20 protein-coding genes are annotated in these 15,316 nt (G+C 66.3%); 11 read left to right on the top strand and 9 right to left on the bottom strand.

What is annotated here, in order from left to right; translation table 11 throughout:
* Positions 1 to 40 precede the first annotated feature (40 nt).
* The 5 genes from MTBLM5_RS02350 to pal all read left to right on the top strand — a co-directional run bounded on the left by MTBLM5_RS02350 (position 41) and on the right by pal (position 4,214).
* Entirely contained in the window at positions 41 to 892 is an 852-nt protein-coding gene (locus tag MTBLM5_RS02350; RefSeq protein WP_173974207.1) for a squalene/phytoene synthase family protein, read from the top strand.
* Entirely contained in the window at positions 889 to 1,689 is an 801-nt protein-coding gene (locus MTBLM5_RS02345; protein WP_173974206.1) for a squalene/phytoene synthase family protein, read from the top strand. Before MTBLM5_RS02350 ends, MTBLM5_RS02345 begins: the two co-directional genes overlap by 4 nt.
* The gene (locus MTBLM5_RS02340; RefSeq protein ID WP_254430871.1) at positions 1,653 to 2,870 is read left to right on the top strand and encodes an FAD-dependent oxidoreductase; all 1,218 of its coding nucleotides are present in this window, start codon (positions 1,653 to 1,655) and stop codon (positions 2,868 to 2,870) included. The genes MTBLM5_RS02345 and MTBLM5_RS02340 overlap by 37 nt, the downstream gene beginning before the upstream one ends.
* Before the next feature lie 99 nt (positions 2,871 to 2,969).
* Positions 2,970 to 3,566: a superoxide dismutase gene (locus tag MTBLM5_RS02335; protein WP_173974205.1), complete on the top strand. Its 597-nt coding sequence runs from the start codon at positions 2,970 to 2,972 to the stop codon at positions 3,564 to 3,566.
* 123 nt (positions 3,567 to 3,689) lie between these two features.
* Positions 3,690 to 4,214, top strand: a complete 525-nt coding sequence (pal, locus tag MTBLM5_RS02330) for a peptidoglycan-associated lipoprotein Pal (RefSeq protein ID WP_173974204.1) — start codon at positions 3,690 to 3,692, stop codon at positions 4,212 to 4,214.
* Between the two features lie 69 nt (positions 4,215 to 4,283).
* Here the strand turns inward: pal and MTBLM5_RS02325 are convergent, their stop codons facing one another.
* From MTBLM5_RS02325 to yajC, 4 genes are read right to left on the bottom strand one after another with little or no spacing between them, the layout of a single operon-like run.
* Complete coding sequence (locus MTBLM5_RS02325) at positions 4,284 to 4,658, bottom strand: Mth938-like domain-containing protein (protein ID WP_173974203.1); 375 nt, start codon at positions 4,656 to 4,658, stop codon at positions 4,284 to 4,286.
* Between the two features lie 9 nt (positions 4,659 to 4,667).
* On the bottom strand, positions 4,668 to 5,615 hold the full coding sequence (secF, locus tag MTBLM5_RS02320; protein WP_173974202.1) for a protein translocase subunit SecF: 948 nt from the start codon (positions 5,613 to 5,615) through the stop codon (positions 4,668 to 4,670).
* 10 nt (positions 5,616 to 5,625) lie between these two features.
* Complete coding sequence (gene secD, locus MTBLM5_RS02315) at positions 5,626 to 7,194, bottom strand: protein translocase subunit SecD (RefSeq protein WP_173974201.1); 1,569 nt, start codon at positions 7,192 to 7,194, stop codon at positions 5,626 to 5,628.
* A gap of 27 nt (positions 7,195 to 7,221) precedes the next feature.
* A complete protein-coding gene (yajC, locus tag MTBLM5_RS02310) occupies positions 7,222 to 7,602 on the bottom strand; it encodes a preprotein translocase subunit YajC (protein WP_173974200.1) in 381 nt (126 codons plus the stop codon).
* A 116-nt stretch (positions 7,603 to 7,718) separates the two neighbouring features.
* Between yajC and MTBLM5_RS02305 the strand changes: the two genes are divergently transcribed.
* On the top strand, positions 7,719 to 8,573 hold the full coding sequence (locus MTBLM5_RS02305; RefSeq protein ID WP_173974199.1) for an ATP-binding protein: 855 nt from the start codon (positions 7,719 to 7,721) through the stop codon (positions 8,571 to 8,573).
* A gap of 188 nt (positions 8,574 to 8,761) precedes the next feature.
* On the opposite strand, the gene MTBLM5_RS02300 is transcribed toward MTBLM5_RS02305, so the two are convergent.
* The 4 genes from MTBLM5_RS02300 to MTBLM5_RS02285 all read right to left on the bottom strand — a co-directional run bounded on the left by MTBLM5_RS02300 (position 8,762) and on the right by MTBLM5_RS02285 (position 12,410).
* Positions 8,762 to 9,817, bottom strand: a complete 1,056-nt coding sequence (locus MTBLM5_RS02300; protein ID WP_173974198.1) for a LysM peptidoglycan-binding domain-containing M23 family metallopeptidase — start codon at positions 9,815 to 9,817, stop codon at positions 8,762 to 8,764.
* 41 nt (positions 9,818 to 9,858) lie between these two features.
* On the bottom strand, positions 9,859 to 10,764 hold the full coding sequence (locus MTBLM5_RS02295) for a DMT family transporter (protein WP_254430870.1): 906 nt from the start codon (positions 10,762 to 10,764) through the stop codon (positions 9,859 to 9,861).
* A gap of 73 nt (positions 10,765 to 10,837) precedes the next feature.
* On the bottom strand, positions 10,838 to 11,428 hold the full coding sequence (locus MTBLM5_RS02290) for a BON domain-containing protein (RefSeq protein WP_173974197.1): 591 nt from the start codon (positions 11,426 to 11,428) through the stop codon (positions 10,838 to 10,840).
* 55 nt (positions 11,429 to 11,483) lie between these two features.
* A complete protein-coding gene (locus MTBLM5_RS02285) occupies positions 11,484 to 12,410 on the bottom strand; it encodes an HTH domain-containing protein (protein WP_173974196.1) in 927 nt (308 codons plus the stop codon).
* A gap of 83 nt (positions 12,411 to 12,493) precedes the next feature.
* On the opposite strand from MTBLM5_RS02285, the gene MTBLM5_RS02280 reads away from it, so the two are divergent.
* The 4 genes from MTBLM5_RS02280 to MTBLM5_RS02265 all read left to right on the top strand — a co-directional run bounded on the left by MTBLM5_RS02280 (position 12,494) and on the right by MTBLM5_RS02265 (position 14,200).
* Positions 12,494 to 12,889, top strand: coding sequence for a YbaN family protein (locus MTBLM5_RS02280; protein ID WP_173974195.1), 396 nt, complete (start codon positions 12,494 to 12,496; stop codon positions 12,887 to 12,889).
* Positions 12,886 to 13,185, top strand: coding sequence for an HNH endonuclease (locus MTBLM5_RS02275; RefSeq protein ID WP_173974194.1), 300 nt, complete (start codon positions 12,886 to 12,888; stop codon positions 13,183 to 13,185). The genes MTBLM5_RS02280 and MTBLM5_RS02275 overlap by 4 nt, the downstream gene beginning before the upstream one ends.
* Before the next feature lie 150 nt (positions 13,186 to 13,335).
* Positions 13,336 to 13,734 (top strand): TerB family tellurite resistance protein, encoded by a 399-nt coding sequence (locus MTBLM5_RS02270; RefSeq protein ID WP_173974193.1) that lies wholly within the window; start codon positions 13,336 to 13,338, stop codon positions 13,732 to 13,734.
* A gap of 19 nt (positions 13,735 to 13,753) precedes the next feature.
* Positions 13,754 to 14,200 carry a hypothetical protein gene (locus MTBLM5_RS02265; RefSeq protein WP_173974192.1) on the top strand — a complete coding sequence of 149 codons (447 nt, stop codon included), beginning with the start codon at positions 13,754 to 13,756 and terminating at the stop codon, positions 14,198 to 14,200.
* 1 nt (position 14,201) lies between these two features.
* Here MTBLM5_RS02265 and MTBLM5_RS02260 read toward each other — a convergent pair whose 3' ends face one another.
* Positions 14,202 to 14,567: a hypothetical protein gene (locus tag MTBLM5_RS02260; protein WP_173974191.1), complete on the bottom strand. Its 366-nt coding sequence runs from the start codon at positions 14,565 to 14,567 to the stop codon at positions 14,202 to 14,204.
* A 91-nt stretch (positions 14,568 to 14,658) separates the two neighbouring features.
* On the opposite strand from MTBLM5_RS02260, the gene MTBLM5_RS02255 reads away from it, so the two are divergent.
* Positions 14,659 to 15,054 (top strand): TerB family tellurite resistance protein, encoded by a 396-nt coding sequence (locus MTBLM5_RS02255; RefSeq protein ID WP_173974190.1) that lies wholly within the window; start codon positions 14,659 to 14,661, stop codon positions 15,052 to 15,054.
* Positions 15,055 to 15,316: the final 262 nt, after the last annotated feature.

The raw sequence follows: 15,316 nt of genomic DNA, 5'->3' as shown, positions 1-15,316 counted from the left end.
ATATATCTCCTCCAACCGGCGACACCAATGGGAGGACGCGATGAGCCGCTCCGCCGCTGCCGTGCTGCTGCCGTCCCCGACCGGCAAGACCGCCGTGGGCGAGAACTTTCCCGTGGCCTCGCGCCTGCTGGCGCCGGCCGTCCGCGCCCAGGTGATGGCGTTCTATCGCTTCGCCCGCCTAGCCGACGACATCGCCGACGACCCGGCCCTGGCCCCCGACCAGAAGCTGGCCCGCCTGGACGCGCTGGAACAAAGCCTGGCCGGCGGCGCGCCGATGGTGGACGAAGCCGTCGATCTTCGCGATGCCGTCGGCAACGATCCCGCCCTGCTGGCCCATGCCGCCGCCCTGCTGCAGGCCTTTCGCCGCGATGCCTTCCTGGACCAGTGCCGCGATTGGGGCGACCTGATGGCCTATTGCCGGTTCTCGGCCGCGCCGGTCGGCCGCTTCCTGCTGGATCTGCATGGCGAAGGGGCCGCTGCCCACGCCCCCTCCGACGCCCTGTGCGCCAGCCTGCAGATCCTGAACCATCTGCAAGATTGCGGTGCCGACTATCAGACGCTGGGCCGGGTCTATCTGCCGGCCGATTGGATGGAGGCCGCAGGCGCGGTGCGCGGCAGCCTGGCCCACCCCACCACCAGCCCCGAATTGCGTGACTTGCTGGACCATGTGCTGGATCAGGTCGATGGCCTGATCGACCTGGCCTCGGCCCTGCCCGGGCGCATCAATAATCTCCGCCTGCGGCTGGAAGCGGCCGTCACCGTGGCGGTGGCCAGGCGCCTGTCGGCCTTGCTGCGCCGACGCGACCCGCTGGCCGAACCGGTCCGGCTGACCCCGCTGGCCTATGGCGTCGCGGTGGTCGAGGGGCTGATCAGCGGGTTGCAGCGCCGGTGACGTCGTCGTCCTTCTATTGGGCGATGCGGCTGTTGCCGGCGCCGGTCCGCACCGACATGTTCGCCCTGTACGGCTTCTGCCGCGCCGTCGATGACATCGCCGACGGGCCGGGAAGCGTGGAAGCCCGCGCCGCCCGCCTGGCGGTGGTGCGGGCCGCAATCGCCACCTTTTTCGCCACCGGCCAGGCCCTGTCACCCGAGTTGACACCCTTTGCCGCCACCATCACCCGCCATGGCCTGCCCCGGGCCGAGATCGATTGCCTGCTGGACGGCATGGAGCGCGACATCCTGGCGCCCATGGTGGCCCCCAGCCTGGCCGAGTTGCAGCTTTATTGCCGCCAGGTCGCCGGCACGGTCGGGCTGATGGCGGTGCGCATCCTCGGTCGTTTCGATGCCGATTCCTTCGCCCTGCTGACCGCCGAGGCGTTGCAGCTGACCAATATCCTGCGCGACCTGGACGAGGACGCCGCCAACGGCCGACTGTACCTGCCGGCGGAAATCCTGGACCAGGCCGGCATTGAAGTGGCCGGCCCGCTGGCCGTGCTGTCCCACCCCCGCCGCGTCCAGGCTTGCCAGGCCCTGGCCCGGCTGGCCCATCAGCGTTTCGACCAGGCCCAGGCGGAACTGGCCCGCATCGGGCGGCACCGATTGTGGCCGGCGGCGACCATGCTGGCGACCTATCGCGCCCTGCTGAACCGTCTGGGCCGCCATGGGTGGCGCCGCGCCCACCCCCAACCGCGCCTGCCGGCGGCGGCCAAGCTGTGGATCGCGCTGCGCACCGCCATGGTCGGACCTTAGGCGTGGTGATCCATGTGGTCGGCGCCGGCATCGCCGGCCTGGCGGCGGCGGTCGCCCTGGCCGGGGCCGGCCATCGGGTCCGCCTGTCCGAGGCAACGCCCCAGGCCGGCGGGCGCTGCCGATCCTTCACCGACCCGATCCTGGGGGCCACCATCGATAACGGCACCCATCTGGTGCTGGGGGCCAATCGCCACACCCTGGCCCTGCTGGCGGCCATCGGCGGACAGCACCGGATTCTCGCCGCCCGCCTGCCGATCCTCGACCTTGTCAGCCGCAGGTTGACAGAGCTGCGGCCGGGCCGTCTGCCGGCCGGCTGGGGCGAGACCTTGCGGGCGGCCGGTCTGCCGTGGGTCGGCCAGAGCCAGACCGTGGGCCAGCGCTTGGGGCGGTGCCGGTCCTATGGCTCGTTGTGGCAGCCCTTGTGCGTCTCGGCGCTGAACAGCCCGGCCGAGACCGCCCAGGCCGCCTTGCTGGCGCGGCTGCTGCGCGCCTTGGTGCTGGGCGGCGCCCAGGCCCTGCGGCCGGTGATCTTTCCCGACGGGTTGTCGGCGGCCTTCGCCGGTCCGGCCATATCGTTCCTGCAGGCCCGGGGCGCCACAATCCGCTTCGGCCGCCGCCTGACCGCCGTCCACCACGATCATCTGTCCTTCGGCGACGAACCAATGGCCCTGGCACCGGCCGACCGAATCATTCTGGCGCTGCCCCCCGATGGAGCGCGGCGCCTGATCCCGACCTTGCCCGACCTGCCGGCCCAAGCCATCGCCAACCTGCATTTCCGCCTGCCCGGCCCGGTCGCCCTGCCCGGCGGCCTGCCGTTCCTGGCACTCACCGGCGGCCAGGTCCAGTGGCTGGCGGTGCGCGGCGACATGCTCAGCGCCACCCTGTCGGCCTGCCCCACCCGCCCCGATCCGGCAATGATCTGGGCCGAGATCGCGCCCCTGTGCGGCCTGGGTCCGCACCTGCCGCCGCACCGCCTGATCTTCGAGCGCCGCGCCACCTTGGACCATGCGCCGCCCACCATCGCCGCCCGCCCCGGCCCGCGCACGCCGTGGCCGCATTGTTTCCTGGCCGGCGACTGGCTGGCCTCGGCCTGGCCGTGCACCATCGAGGCGGCGGTGGAATCAGGCCTGGCGGCGGCACGCCTTGCGGTGGGACAAGACGATCTTCTCTTCCCGTGCTAAAGTTTGGGGGCTTCACAAAACGGCCCGACCACCCTATGTTGTCGAGCAGATTTAGAGCTTTTCCAATTTCTTCCACAACCTAACTGTAAGAGGCGAATTATGGCTTTCGAGCTTCCCCAGCTGCCCTACGACAAGAGCGCGCTAGAGCCGCACATCTCGGCTCGTACGCTGGAATTCCACCACGGCAAGCACCACAACACCTATGTCGTCAACCTGAACGGCCTGATCAAGGACACCGACCTGGCGACCAAGTCGCTGGACGAGATCATCATGATCGCCGCCAAGGATCTGCCGGCCAAGCAGGGCCTGTTCAACAATTCGGCCCAGGTGTGGAACCACACCTTCTTCTGGAATTGCATGAAGAAGGGCGGCGGCGGCAAGCCGTCGGGCAAGATCGGCGCCAAGATCGAGGCCGATTTCGGCTCCTACGAAAAGTTCGCCGAGGAATTCAAGAACGCCGCCCTGACCCAGTTCGGCTCGGGCTGGGCGTGGCTGGTTCTGGACGGCGGCAAGCTGAAGATCACCAAGACCGCCAACGCCGACCTGCCGATGGCCCATGGCCAGACCGCGCTGTTGACCGTTGACGTGTGGGAACACGCCTATTACATCGACTTCCAGAACCGCCGCGCCGATTTCGTCCAGGCCTTCCTGGACCATCTGGTCGATTGGTCCTTCGTCGAGAAGAATCTGGGCTGATCGCAGATTTAGTGCTAATACCGGGCGGCCCCCTCCATTAAGAGGCGGGCCGCCTCTTATTTTCGCCATTTTTGTCCGGCAGCATCCTGCCTTGGATCACACTACCCATAGGGGACTAAGCTCATGCGTCGCTTCCTCGTTTCGTTCACCGCCCTCACCGCGCTGATGGCCGTGTCGGCCTGCTCGGATCAAGCGCAGCAGACCGGCGGTGCCACCGGTTCCGGTTCGATGGCCGCCCAGCCGGCCCGCCCGATGGCGCCCGCCTCGATGAGCGAGGCCGAGCGCCTGGCTCAGATGCAGCGCGAATTCCAGACCTCGGTCGGCGACCGCGTCTATTTCGGCACCGACAGCACCAGCCTGTCGGCCGAGTCCAAGGGCACCCTGGACCGTCAGGTCGCCTTCCTGCGCCGCTATCCGACCGTGATGCTGCGCATCGAGGGCCATGCCGACGAACGCGGCACCCGCGAGTACAACCTGGCCCTGGGCGACCGTCGCGCCCAGGCCGCCAAGGAATACATGCTGGCCCAGGGCGTCAGCTCGAACCGCCTGACCACCTCGACCTACGGCAAGGAACGCCCGGAAGCCATCGGCTCCAGCGAGGCCTCGTGGTCGAAGAACCGCCGCGCGGTCAGCGTCATCGCCCAGTAAGGGTGCTGATCAGCCATGAAAAGGGGCCCCTCGGGGCCCCTTTTTTTGTCCAGGCTCGGCTGGGATCGATCAGACCGCGATCAGCGCGGCGGCGACGTCGCGGCCCTCGGTCAGCAGGACGTTGAAGGTGCGACACGCCGCCCCGGTGTCCATCGGCTCGACCACGATCCCCAGCGGCCGGCAGGCATCGCGCAGGGGCTTGGGCACCGGGCGCATGCCCTTGCCGCAGCCCAGCAGCAGGACAGTGGGGCGCGGGCCGGCTTGAAACAACTCGGCCAGGCTTTCCGGAATCACCTCGTCCAAGGATCGGGGTGACCAGGCAAGCGTTTGGGTGGCAAGGATCAGCACCGACCCTTCATGGCGCGTGCCGGCAACGGTGAAGCCGCCGTCGCCATAGCCGTTGATCAGCTGGAATTCCTTGCCGACGACGGGCGTGATGTCCATGGGCAGGCCTCAGGGCAGCGCTTCGGTGCCCTGCTCCTCGTCCTCGCGGTCGGCGCCCGAACGCAGGTTGAAATAGATCAGCACCGGCAGGGCCACGAACACCGACGAATAGGTGCCGACGATCAGGCCCCACAGCATGGCCACCGAAAAGCCGTGCAGCACCTCGCCGCCGAACACCAGCAGGGCGAGGACGGTGATGAACACCGTGGCCACCGTCAGGAAGGTGCGGGCCAGGGTCTCGTTGACCGCCAGGTTCAACAGGTCGTAGACCGGCATCGCCTTGTATTTGCGCAGGTTTTCGCGCACGCGGTCATAGATGACCACGGTGTCGTTGATGGAATAGCCGGCGATGGTCAAGATGGCGGCGACGCTGGTCAGATTGAATTCCAGCCCGGTCACCGAGAACAGCCCGAAGGTGGCGATGACGTCGTGGAAGGTGGCGATCAGCGCGCCCGCGCCGAATTGCCATTCGAAGCGGAACCACACATAGGCGGCGATGGCCAGCACCGCCAGCCCGACCGCCAGGACACCGTCCTGTTTTAGCTCCTCGCCGACCTTGGGGCCGACGATTTCGACGCGGCGATAATCGTAGCCGGCGCCCAAGGCCTCCTTCACCTTGGCCAGCGCGGCCAATTGGGCCTTTTCGTCGCCCTCTTGGCGCTGGACGCGGATCATCACGTCGCGGCCGGTGGCGCCGAATTCCTGCAACGACACCTCGCCCAGGCCCAAACCGCCCAGGATGTCGCGCATCGGGCCGATCTTGGCCGGCCCGTCGGTGGTTTGCACCTCGATCAGCAGACCGCCGGCGAAGTCGATGCCGAAATTGAAGCCCTTGACGGCGATCGAGGCGAAGGTACCGGCGACGATGCAGCCGGTGACGATGAAGGCGAAGATGCGCTTGCCGACGAAATCGAATTTCGGCGTGCGGGCGATCAGGCGGGCGTAGAAGCTGCTCATGGTCGGTCCCTTAAAGCGGCAAGGTCTTGGGGCGGCGCCACTTGATCCACAGCGACACCAACAGGCGGGTCACCATGATGGCGGTGAACATCGACGAGATCAGACCCAGCGTCAGGGTGACGGCGAAGCCCTTGATCGGGCCGGAACCGAACTGGAACAGCAAGGCAGCGGCGACCAGGGTGGTCAGGTTGGCGTCGAGGATGGTGCCGAAGGCGCGCTCGAACCCGGCCTGGACCGAGCCGATGATGCCGCGCCCCAGGCGATGCTCCTCGCGGATGCGTTCATAGATCAGCACGTTGGCATCGACCGCCATGCCCATGGTCAGCACGATGCCGGCGATGCCGGGCAGCGTCAGGGTGGCGCCCAGCACCGACAAAAGCGCGGTCAGCAGCAACAGGTTCAGCACCAGGGCGACATTGGCCATCAGGCCCAGCACGCCATAGATCACCGCCATGAAGATGACCACCAAGACGATGCCCAACAGGCTGGCGATGGCGCCGGCCTTGATGGAATCGGCGCCCAGATCGGGACCGACGGTGCGTTCTTCCAGCACCTGCAACGGCGCAGGCAGCGCGCCGGCCCGAAGCAGCAGCGACAGATCCTGGGCCTGGCGGACGGTGAAGCTGCCGGAAATCTGGCCCGAGCCGCCGGTGATGGGCTCGTTGATGCGCGGCGCCGAGATGACCTTGTCGTCCAGCACGATGGCCAGGAACTTGCCGGAATTCTCACGCGTGGTGTCGCCGAACTTCTTGCCGCCGGCCACCGAGAAGCGGAACGACACCACCGGCTGGCCATTGGCGAAGGTCGGCTGGGCATCGACCAACTGGTCGCCGCCGACCTCGACGCGCTTCTTGACCACATACTGGGCGGGAAGGCCCCGCTCCTGCTCGGCCGAGTTCAGCAGCATCGAGCCGGGCGGCACCCGGCCGCGGCCGGCCTCTTCCAGAGTGACCGAATCATCGACCATGTGGAAGGTCAGCTTGGCCGTCTTGCCCAACAGCGCCTTGATGCGGTCGGGATCCTTCACGCCGGGCAGCTGGACGACGATGCGGTCGATGCCCTGATGCTGGATCGACGGCTCGCGCGTGCCCAGTTCGTCGACGCGGCGACGCACGATCTCGATGGACTGGCCGATGGCGGCGCGGATGCGCTTGTTCATCACCGGCTCGGGATATTTGAAGGTGACCAGGCCGTCCTCGGCGGTGGTGATTTCCGCCTCGGGTTCCAGCTTGCGCAATTCGGGGCGCAGACGCTCGCGGTCGGCCGCCTCCAGCAGGCGGACCTTGACCGCATCGCGGCCCATGGCGCCCAGATCGGAATATTTGGCCTTTTCCTTGCGCAGCGTGACGCGCAGGGCCTCGACCAGATTGGCCTGCATCTCGCGCACCACATAGGCGGTGTCGACTTCGAGCAGCAGGTACGAGCCGCCCTGCAGGTCAAGCCCCAGGCTGACCGGCTGCAGCCAGGTGGGCAGCCGGTCGGTCACGTCGCGGGACAACAGGTTGGGTGCCGACCAGACCAGCCCGAACAGGCTGACCATCAGTACCATCATGATCTTCCATTTGGGAAACTGGAGCATGTCGGACCCAAATCCTGTTGGAAAAGATTACTTGTCGGCGGCCGGCTCGGCCGGCTCGTCCTTGGCCTCGTCCTTGGTGGCGGCCACCGGCTCGGTCTTGGACAGGATTTCCTGGATGGCCGGGCGGGCCATGCGGACCTTGACGCCCTCGGCGATCTCGACCACCACTTCCGTCTCGCTGATGACCTTCGAGACGGTGCCGTAGATGCCCGAACCGGTCACGACGCGGTCGCCGCGGCGCAGTTGGCTCAGCATTTCCTTGTGCTGCTTGGCGCGCTTCTGCTGCGGCCGGATCAGCAGGAAATAGAACACCACGAAGATCAGGATCAACGGCAGGAAGGATTCCAGCCCACCGGCGATCCCACCGGCATTACCGGCGGCCTGGGCAAAAGCGGGGGAAACGAACATCGGGCGCGCTCCTTGGGCGAATCGGCGAAGTGACCGGAATATAGCGGCCCTTCCGGCCGATGCAAACTCTAACTCCCGGCTTGCGGCGGCAATCCCGACGCAATAGGCTTCGGTCCATGGACCAAGAAACCCGCACCCTGCTGGCCCGCATCGCCGACGCGCTCGAGCGCCTGGCGCCGCCCAAGCCGGCCGCCATCGACATGCATGCCGCCGACGCCTTCGTCTGGCATGCCGACCCCGACCAGCTCGAGCCGGTTCCCGATGTCAACCGGGTTGACATCGGCCTGCTGAAGGGCATCGAGTACCAGCGCGCCCAGCTGCTGGAAAACACGCGGCGCTTCGCCGATGGCTTGCCGGCCAACAACGCCCTGCTGTGGGGCGCGCGCGGCACCGGCAAAAGCTCGCTGGTCAAGGCGGTGCACGCCACGATCAACCAGGAAAGCCCGGGCCGGCTGATCCTGGTGGAAATCCACCGCGAGGACACCCCCAGCCTGCCCCGCCTGTTGCGCTTGCTGAAAAGCGGTGGGAGGCGCGCCATCCTGTTCTGCGACGATCTGTCGTTCGAGGGCCAGGACGAGGCCTACAAATCGCTGAAGGCGGTGCTGGAAGGCGGTATCGAGGGCCGGCCGACCAATGTGGTGTTCTACGCCACCTCGAACCGCCGCCACCTGATGGCCCGCGACATGATCGACAACGAACGCTCGACCGCCATCAATCCGGGCGAAGCGGTCGAGGAAAAGGTCTCGCTGTCCGACCGCTTCGGTTTGTGGCTGGGCTTCCATCATGTCGGCCAGGACACCTTCTTCGAGATCGTCGAGGGCTATGTCGCCCGCTACGGCCTGCCGATCGAGACCGACGACTTGCGCCGCGCCGCCAACGAATGGGCGGTGACGCGCGGCTCGCGCTCGGGCCGCGTCGCCTGGCAGTTCATCCAGGACCTGGCCGGCCGTTTGGGCTGTCCTTTGACATAGCGAGGCGTCTCGCCAACCAGATCATCACCCCGAACAGCACGGCACCGCCGATGACCACGGCGATGCCGATCAGCAAGGCATTGGATGGATCGACCCGGGGGGCGACGTCGACGAAACGGAACATGGCGGCCCTTTCGGTGATTTGGCGCCATGAAAGCAAGCGTCAGCCCACCTGCCCTTGCCGTTGGTCAAGCGTCGCCGCGCAAATGGTCGGCGGGGTTGACCGCCTCGGTGCCGCGCCTGAGCTCGAAATGCAATTGCGGCGACGACACCGAACCGCTGGAGCCCACCGAGGCGATGGGCTGGCCGCGCCGCACCTGATCGCCCTTCCTGACCATCAGCTGGTCGGCATGGGCATAGGCGCTGATCCAGCCGTCGGCATGCTTGACCAGGACCAGATTGCCGAAGCCCTTCAATTCATTGCCGACATAGGCGACCACGCCGTTTTCCACCGCCTTGATGGGGGTGCCGCGCGGCGCGGCGATATTGATGCCGTCATTGTTCTGGCCCTTGGCGATGGGGCCGAACTCACTGAGGACCTCACCGCGAACCGGCCAGATGAAACCGCGCCCGGCCATGGGCGGCGGCGTCTGGGGCAGCGGCTGCTGCGGCTGGAAGGCCGGATGGCGCTGCGGGCTTGCCGGAGCGGGCGCTTCAGCCGGGGCCGGCGCCGGGGCCGGCAGGGTCGAGGCGATCTGGGTCGAACTCTTCGATGCCCTGCCCTGCCCGCCGGCCGCGTTGGGTGAGGTGACCACCACGGTCTCGTTGCCGCTGCGGCCCTGGGTGGGCGCGGCGACCGCCACCTGTTGGCCATAGGCGCCGGGCACCTTCAGCTTCTCGCCGACATAGATGGTGTGGGGCGCACTCTTGTTGTTGATGCGGGCCAGGGTCTGGAAATCGACCTTGAGGCGGCGCGCCACCACCAACAAGGTATCGCCGCGCTGCACGACATACTCGCCGCTGCCGCCCGGCATCCTTAGTACCATGCCGGCCGCCAGGCCATAGGGCGCCTGCAATTGGTTCGCCTCGATCAATTCCCGCACCGAGACGTTGCAGCGGCGCGAGATGGAATAGACCGTCTCGCCCGGCTGCACGGTGATGGCCGCGCCGCAGCCGCTGTGGCCGGCGACCGGCCGGCTGACCGGGGCACGCCCCTGCCAGGTGGGATCGCAGGCGGCCAGCACCAGCGGCACCAACAGGGCCGACAGACCTTTCGACACCACATGAGGTAGGGACGTGCGCATGGCCTGCACTATAAGCGGCGAAGGCGCGATTGGCTACCCGGTCAACGCCGGATGACCAGGGCGACGCCTGCCACCGCCAAGCCCATGCCCAGCAAGCCGACCAGTCCCAATTGTTCGTCGAACAGCGCCCAGGCCAGCACGGCGGTCACCGGCGGCACCAGATAGAACAGGCTGGCGACGCGGGCCGCCTCGCCCATGCGGATCAGCGCCATCAACAGCGAGATCGCGCCGACCGACAGCACCAGCACCAGCCAGCCCAGGGCCAGGACGAAGCTTTGGGTCCATTGCACCTGCATGGTCTCGGTGGCGACGGCACCCAGGCCGATCACCGCCAGCGCGCCGCAATACTGGATCACCGCGCCGCTGCGCAGATCCATGCCGGTGCAGAACCGCTTCTGGTACAAGGTGCCGGCGGTAATGCCCAGCAGGGCGACCAGGGCGGCGGCGATGGCGTCCCAGCCGAACCCGTCCAGGGCCGCGCCCGACACCCGGGTCGATAGCACCAAAGCGACGCCGGCCAGGCCCAGAATCAAACCGCCCCATTGGCGGATGCTCACCCGCTCGCCCAGCATGCGCCCGGCCACCGAGGCGGTCAGCAACGGCTGCAAGCCAACGATCAAAGCGGATATCCCCGACGGCAGGCCGCGATGGATCGACAGGAACACGCCGCCCAGATACGCCGCATGGACCAGGATGCCCGACAAAGCGATATGGCCGGCCAGCCGGGGGTCGGACGGCCACGGCGCCCGCGTGACAAGCGCCACCGCACCCAACAGGGCGATGACCAGGACGAAGCGAATGGACAGGAAGGTCAAGGGCTCGGCGTAAGGCAGGCCGAACTTGGCGCCGATGAAGCCGGTGCTCCACAACAGCACGAACAGGGCCGGCATCAGGGCGACGAACGCCCCGTGGTTCGGGGCGGCGCCGGGACCTGGGGGGCGAGACATCGGACCATCCTAATTCGGCAAAACGATGCCGAATTATGGAGCCGGCAATGCCCCGCCGCAAGCGATCAAAAGATCAGGGACGAACCTCGACGTAATTCATCACCTTCTTGACGCCGGTACCGTCCTGGGCGCGGGCCAGGGCCTTCTTGCCCTCTTCGCCCGAGCGGGCGCGGCCCAGCAGATAGACGGTGCCATAGGGATCGGCGGTGGTGCGGAAATTGACGTCGGCGACACCGGCGGTGCCGACCAGCCGTCCTTGCGCCTTGGCGGCCAGGACGGTGGTGTCGCCCCAGTCCAGCAATTGCTTGCGCTTGGGGTCGTTGGCGGCCAGATAGGTGACGTGCCAGTACAGCTTCTTGACGCCCTCGACCGCCTTCACGTCCTTTTGGAAGCGGTCGTACAGCGCCTTGTCGTCGAAGATGCCGGTGATCAGCAGGCGCTGTTCATAAATTTCGGTCGAGGCCTTGACGGTGCCCATCTTGCCCATGATGCCGTTGACCTTGAGGACGATCTGGTTGTCCTTGGCGATGTCACCGGCCGAGCGCGCCTCGATGGCGCGGTCGATCAAGGTCTTGGGCGCGGTCAGCACGTCCAGCAGCTGGGCGTGGGCCGGCAGCGCGGCGAAGGTGATCCCCAGGGCGGCGAAAAAAGCGATCAGGCGCATGGCACGATGTCCCCGAATTGACATATTCGGCGAAGGATAACCCAATCCAGCCGGCTCACAACGCCTTAAGATGCTTATGCACGGCCTGGCGCGAGATTCCCACTTCCTGGGCGATGCGGGCCAGCGACCAGCCGGGATTGGCCGCCTTCAGACGGCGGCAGCGATCCTTGGTGGTTTCGGCTCCGCCGGGCTTGATGCCGCCTTGCTCGGCCAGGCGGTGGAAATCGCGGGCCAGCACCGCATAGCCCGAAATGTCGCCGCCGCGGTTGGTCCAGTAATCCAGCCGGGCCTCGAAATCGGCCTGGTTGCAGACCGGCAGCTCGGATCGCCAGAAGGCCAGGGCGATCCCCATCCGGGCCAGGCAGGCGGTCGGCAAGGCCGCGCCCTCGGATATGGTCGCCAGGATGGCCAGTTCGCGCGCCCGGTCTTCCCAGGTCAGCACCTCGGCGCGGGAATCCGCGATGGTTTCCGGAAGCGGGCATTCGCTCGACAGCGCCTTCTGGATCGCCGCGCAGACCGGGCTTTGCAGGTCGTTCCAGCCCAGGATCGGCGCATGGGGACCCGCATCCTTGGCCAAAGGCTTGGCCGAATCGATGAACACCTGTTCCCACGGGGTCGGCCCCAAGGCGGCTTCCAGACTGCCGTAGCGGGCGACGACGACCTCGCATTCCGGCGGCAGGCGCTTGGCCGCCGCACGGGCCTCGCGCGCGGCCTGGATCATCGCGCCGGGCTGGGCGGCTTCCTCGCGCAGGCGGGCGACCAGCGCCGCCTCGGCCGGCTTGGGCTCGAGATGGGCGATCAGCGCCTCGATCCCCGGACGATAGCCGTCCCATTCCATGCCGCAGAAATTGATGGCGCGCGTCATCGCCTCGTCTTGCTGGGCATCGTCATCGGCATCGTACAGGGCGACGATCCCCTTCAGCCGCTCGAAGGCCTTGGCCTTGAGATCCTCATCCTTCGCCATCAGTTGAAAAAGGTCCATGCGCCCCCCATCGACAACCGGCGTTGACAGTTGCAAAGCCTGACCACTCTTGTCAATCGCCACCGATCGCTTAGAGTTCTGCGATGCCGCACGCCGCCTTCCTGCTTCGCCCCCTGCTGATCGCCGCCGGCTGGCTGTGCGTGGGGCTGGGCGTGGCGGGCATCTTCCTGCCGGTGCTGCCGACCACGCCCTTCCTGCTGCTGGCCTTGTGGGCCTTCGCCCGCTCGTCGCCCCGCTTTCACCATTGGCTGCTGACCCATCGATGGTTCGGCCCGCTGCTGCAGGATTGGGAGCGCCACCGGGTCATCCCGATCCGCGCCAAGCTGCTGGCGGTGGCCGGCATGAGCGCCGGCCTGATCTGGGTAACCTTCTTCTCGGCGGCGCCGTGGTACGCCGCCGCCTTGATGGGGGGGACGGTGGCCTATGGCGCCTGGTTCGTCCTTGGCAAGCCCAGCCGCCGACCGGATGACCGGCCATGACCGACCTGCCCGCCTGGCGGCGCGCCCGATGCCAGCGCCTGTGGGAAGAACAGCACGGAAACTGCTTTTTTTGCGGCCGGCCGATGCCCGAGCCCATGACCCAACGCGTCCGCCACCGCAAACGAGCCTGCGCGGCCACCATCGAGCATGTGGTGCCGCGCTCGGCCGGCGGCGCTGCCGATTGGAGCAACGAGGTCGCCGCCTGCCACGCCTGCAACGCCGCCAAGGCCGACCAGCCCCCGACAGAGGAGCAGAAGCAGAAACTGGCGCTTTTGAAGGCTTTCCCGTTGGTATGACTTTGGTATTCGGGCGTCCGGAGCGGATAAATCCGCTTTGCCTGACCGTTCGTCCAGGGCACAGTACGAGAAATTCCCTATTATCCTGCTCCTGACTTCCGGCATGCCGAGGTCCGGGAGAGGCACCGCACCGGGACTGGAGGCGAGAGCATGACACCAACCGACCTGACCCTCGACCAGTGCAAGGCCATCGCCATCTTCGCGTTCCACATGATGGTCGCCGACCATAAGGCGGTGCAGGCCGAGATCCGCCGCGTCGATTGGCTGGAAAAGCACCTTGGGGTCGAGGGCAAGATCGCCCCGGCCGAATATTTCGCCGAACCGGACATCGCCCTGTTCCCCGACAGCCGCTCGCGCGTCGCCCTGTTGGCCGAGCTTTACCAGGTCGCCCTGGCCGACGGATACGAGCACCCCGACGAACACGCGCTGCTCAAGCGGCTGATCAAGGCGTTCCTGCTGCCGTCCATCACCATGAGTGCATTGAACGATTGGGCCCACCGTCCCGCCGATTCCCGTCCGCCGCTGTTCGAGGCGGTTCCGCTTCGCTAACCCAGGAAGTGCGTCCCCGATGTTCGCCAAGTCGCTGAATTTGCATCAGAAAAAGCTTCTGATCGTCCTCGCCTACCGGATCATGGTCGCCGACTACAAGATCAGGCCCGAGGAAAGCGAGCTGCTGAACGCGCTGGAGAACGAATTGGGTGTCGAGGACCTGCTGTCCGACGAAGAGATGCGGACCCAGCCCGATTTGTCGCTTCTGGACACCCGCGAGGCCCGCGTCGGCACCATGCTGAAGCTTTACGCCATCGCCCATTCCGACGCCGACTTCCATCAGTCCGAGCGGGTCAAGCTTGTGGATTACGGCCGTCTGCTCGGCTTCGACGATGCGACGCTGGACCGCATGGACCGCTGGGGCCGTCAACACACCGACCTGGTCATCGAAGCCGCCGCCCTGGCCAACGAGGGCGGCGAAGTTGTCAGCCTGGACAGCGCCAGGCGCGTCATCGACGCGATCTGATTTATTTCAGATATTGCGCCAACGATTCCGGCACGGCCTTGGCCCGCCCTGCGATCTCGCCCAGCAGGCGCAGCTCGATGGCGTCGATCTGGTTGTCGTTCAACATGGTCGAGCGCATCCATTCCCACCGGGCGGCATCGACGGCACTGTCCACCACCACGTAGCCGGCCAGCATCTCGACGAACAAATCGGCGAAGGCCGCGGGCAAATCCTCGTCCGACAGCACATTGTTGAGGTCCAGCAGCAATGCCGCCTCCTCCTCGCCGAAGCCACCGGCAAACAAACCCCGCAACAAGCGCAATTCAGACTCGCTGATGCTGCCATCTTCGTAGATGTGAACTTTGATCTCCTGGAGCTCTTGGCGCATAATGGCGTCTCCGCTTGCGGGGATATTGGCGATTGCGGAAAGTTTAGGCCTTCCGACATGGTTTCGCAATCGATCGGGGGGAGAGAAAAGCATGTTCACCAAGGAATTCTCGCTCGAGCAGCGCATCGCCGCCTGCAAGATGTGCTACCGCATGATCGTCGCCGACCACAGGGTTCGCGAAACCGAGCATGAAATCCTGGACGACATCGAACTGCTGATGGGTCTGCGCGGAAAAGTCTCACGCGAGGACCTGGCCATTGCCCCCGATCTGGCGGTGTTCGACACCGATCAGTCGCGGGTGGCGGTGATGCTGCAATTGTTCGCCGTCGCCTTCGCCGACCGCCAAATCCACGATGACGAGCTGGAAATCCTGCGCCGCTACGCCCACACATTCGGCCTGAGCGCGGAAAAATTCGAGGAAATCGCCACCTGGGGCCGCCGCCATAGCGTGCTGTTCGAACAGGCCCGCGACATCATCAATGTCTAGTGTCCTGCCCCAGAAATTCGCATGCGAGTTTCTGGGATGAGCAGGCCACCGCACTAGGTGGGATCGACATTCTGCCGAGAACTGGTGACGACAGAGATCCCAGACACAGATGAACACAGATAAACACAGTTGAATTGGAAATTTTCATCTGTGTCTTACGTTCCTGCCCTTGCCGATGGATTGCCGATCTATATCCAAGGCTGTCCGGTTAAATTTTCGCGGCACCATCCACACCCCTCGCCGTCATGGCCGGGCTTGACCC

The organism is Magnetospirillum sp. LM-5 (assembly GCF_902729445.1).
Classification (GTDB): Bacteria; Pseudomonadota; Alphaproteobacteria; order Rhodospirillales; family Magnetospirillaceae; genus Magnetospirillum.
The sequence above is the reverse complement of the archived record's forward strand: the minus strand, read 5'-3'. Positions and strand labels throughout refer to the sequence as shown.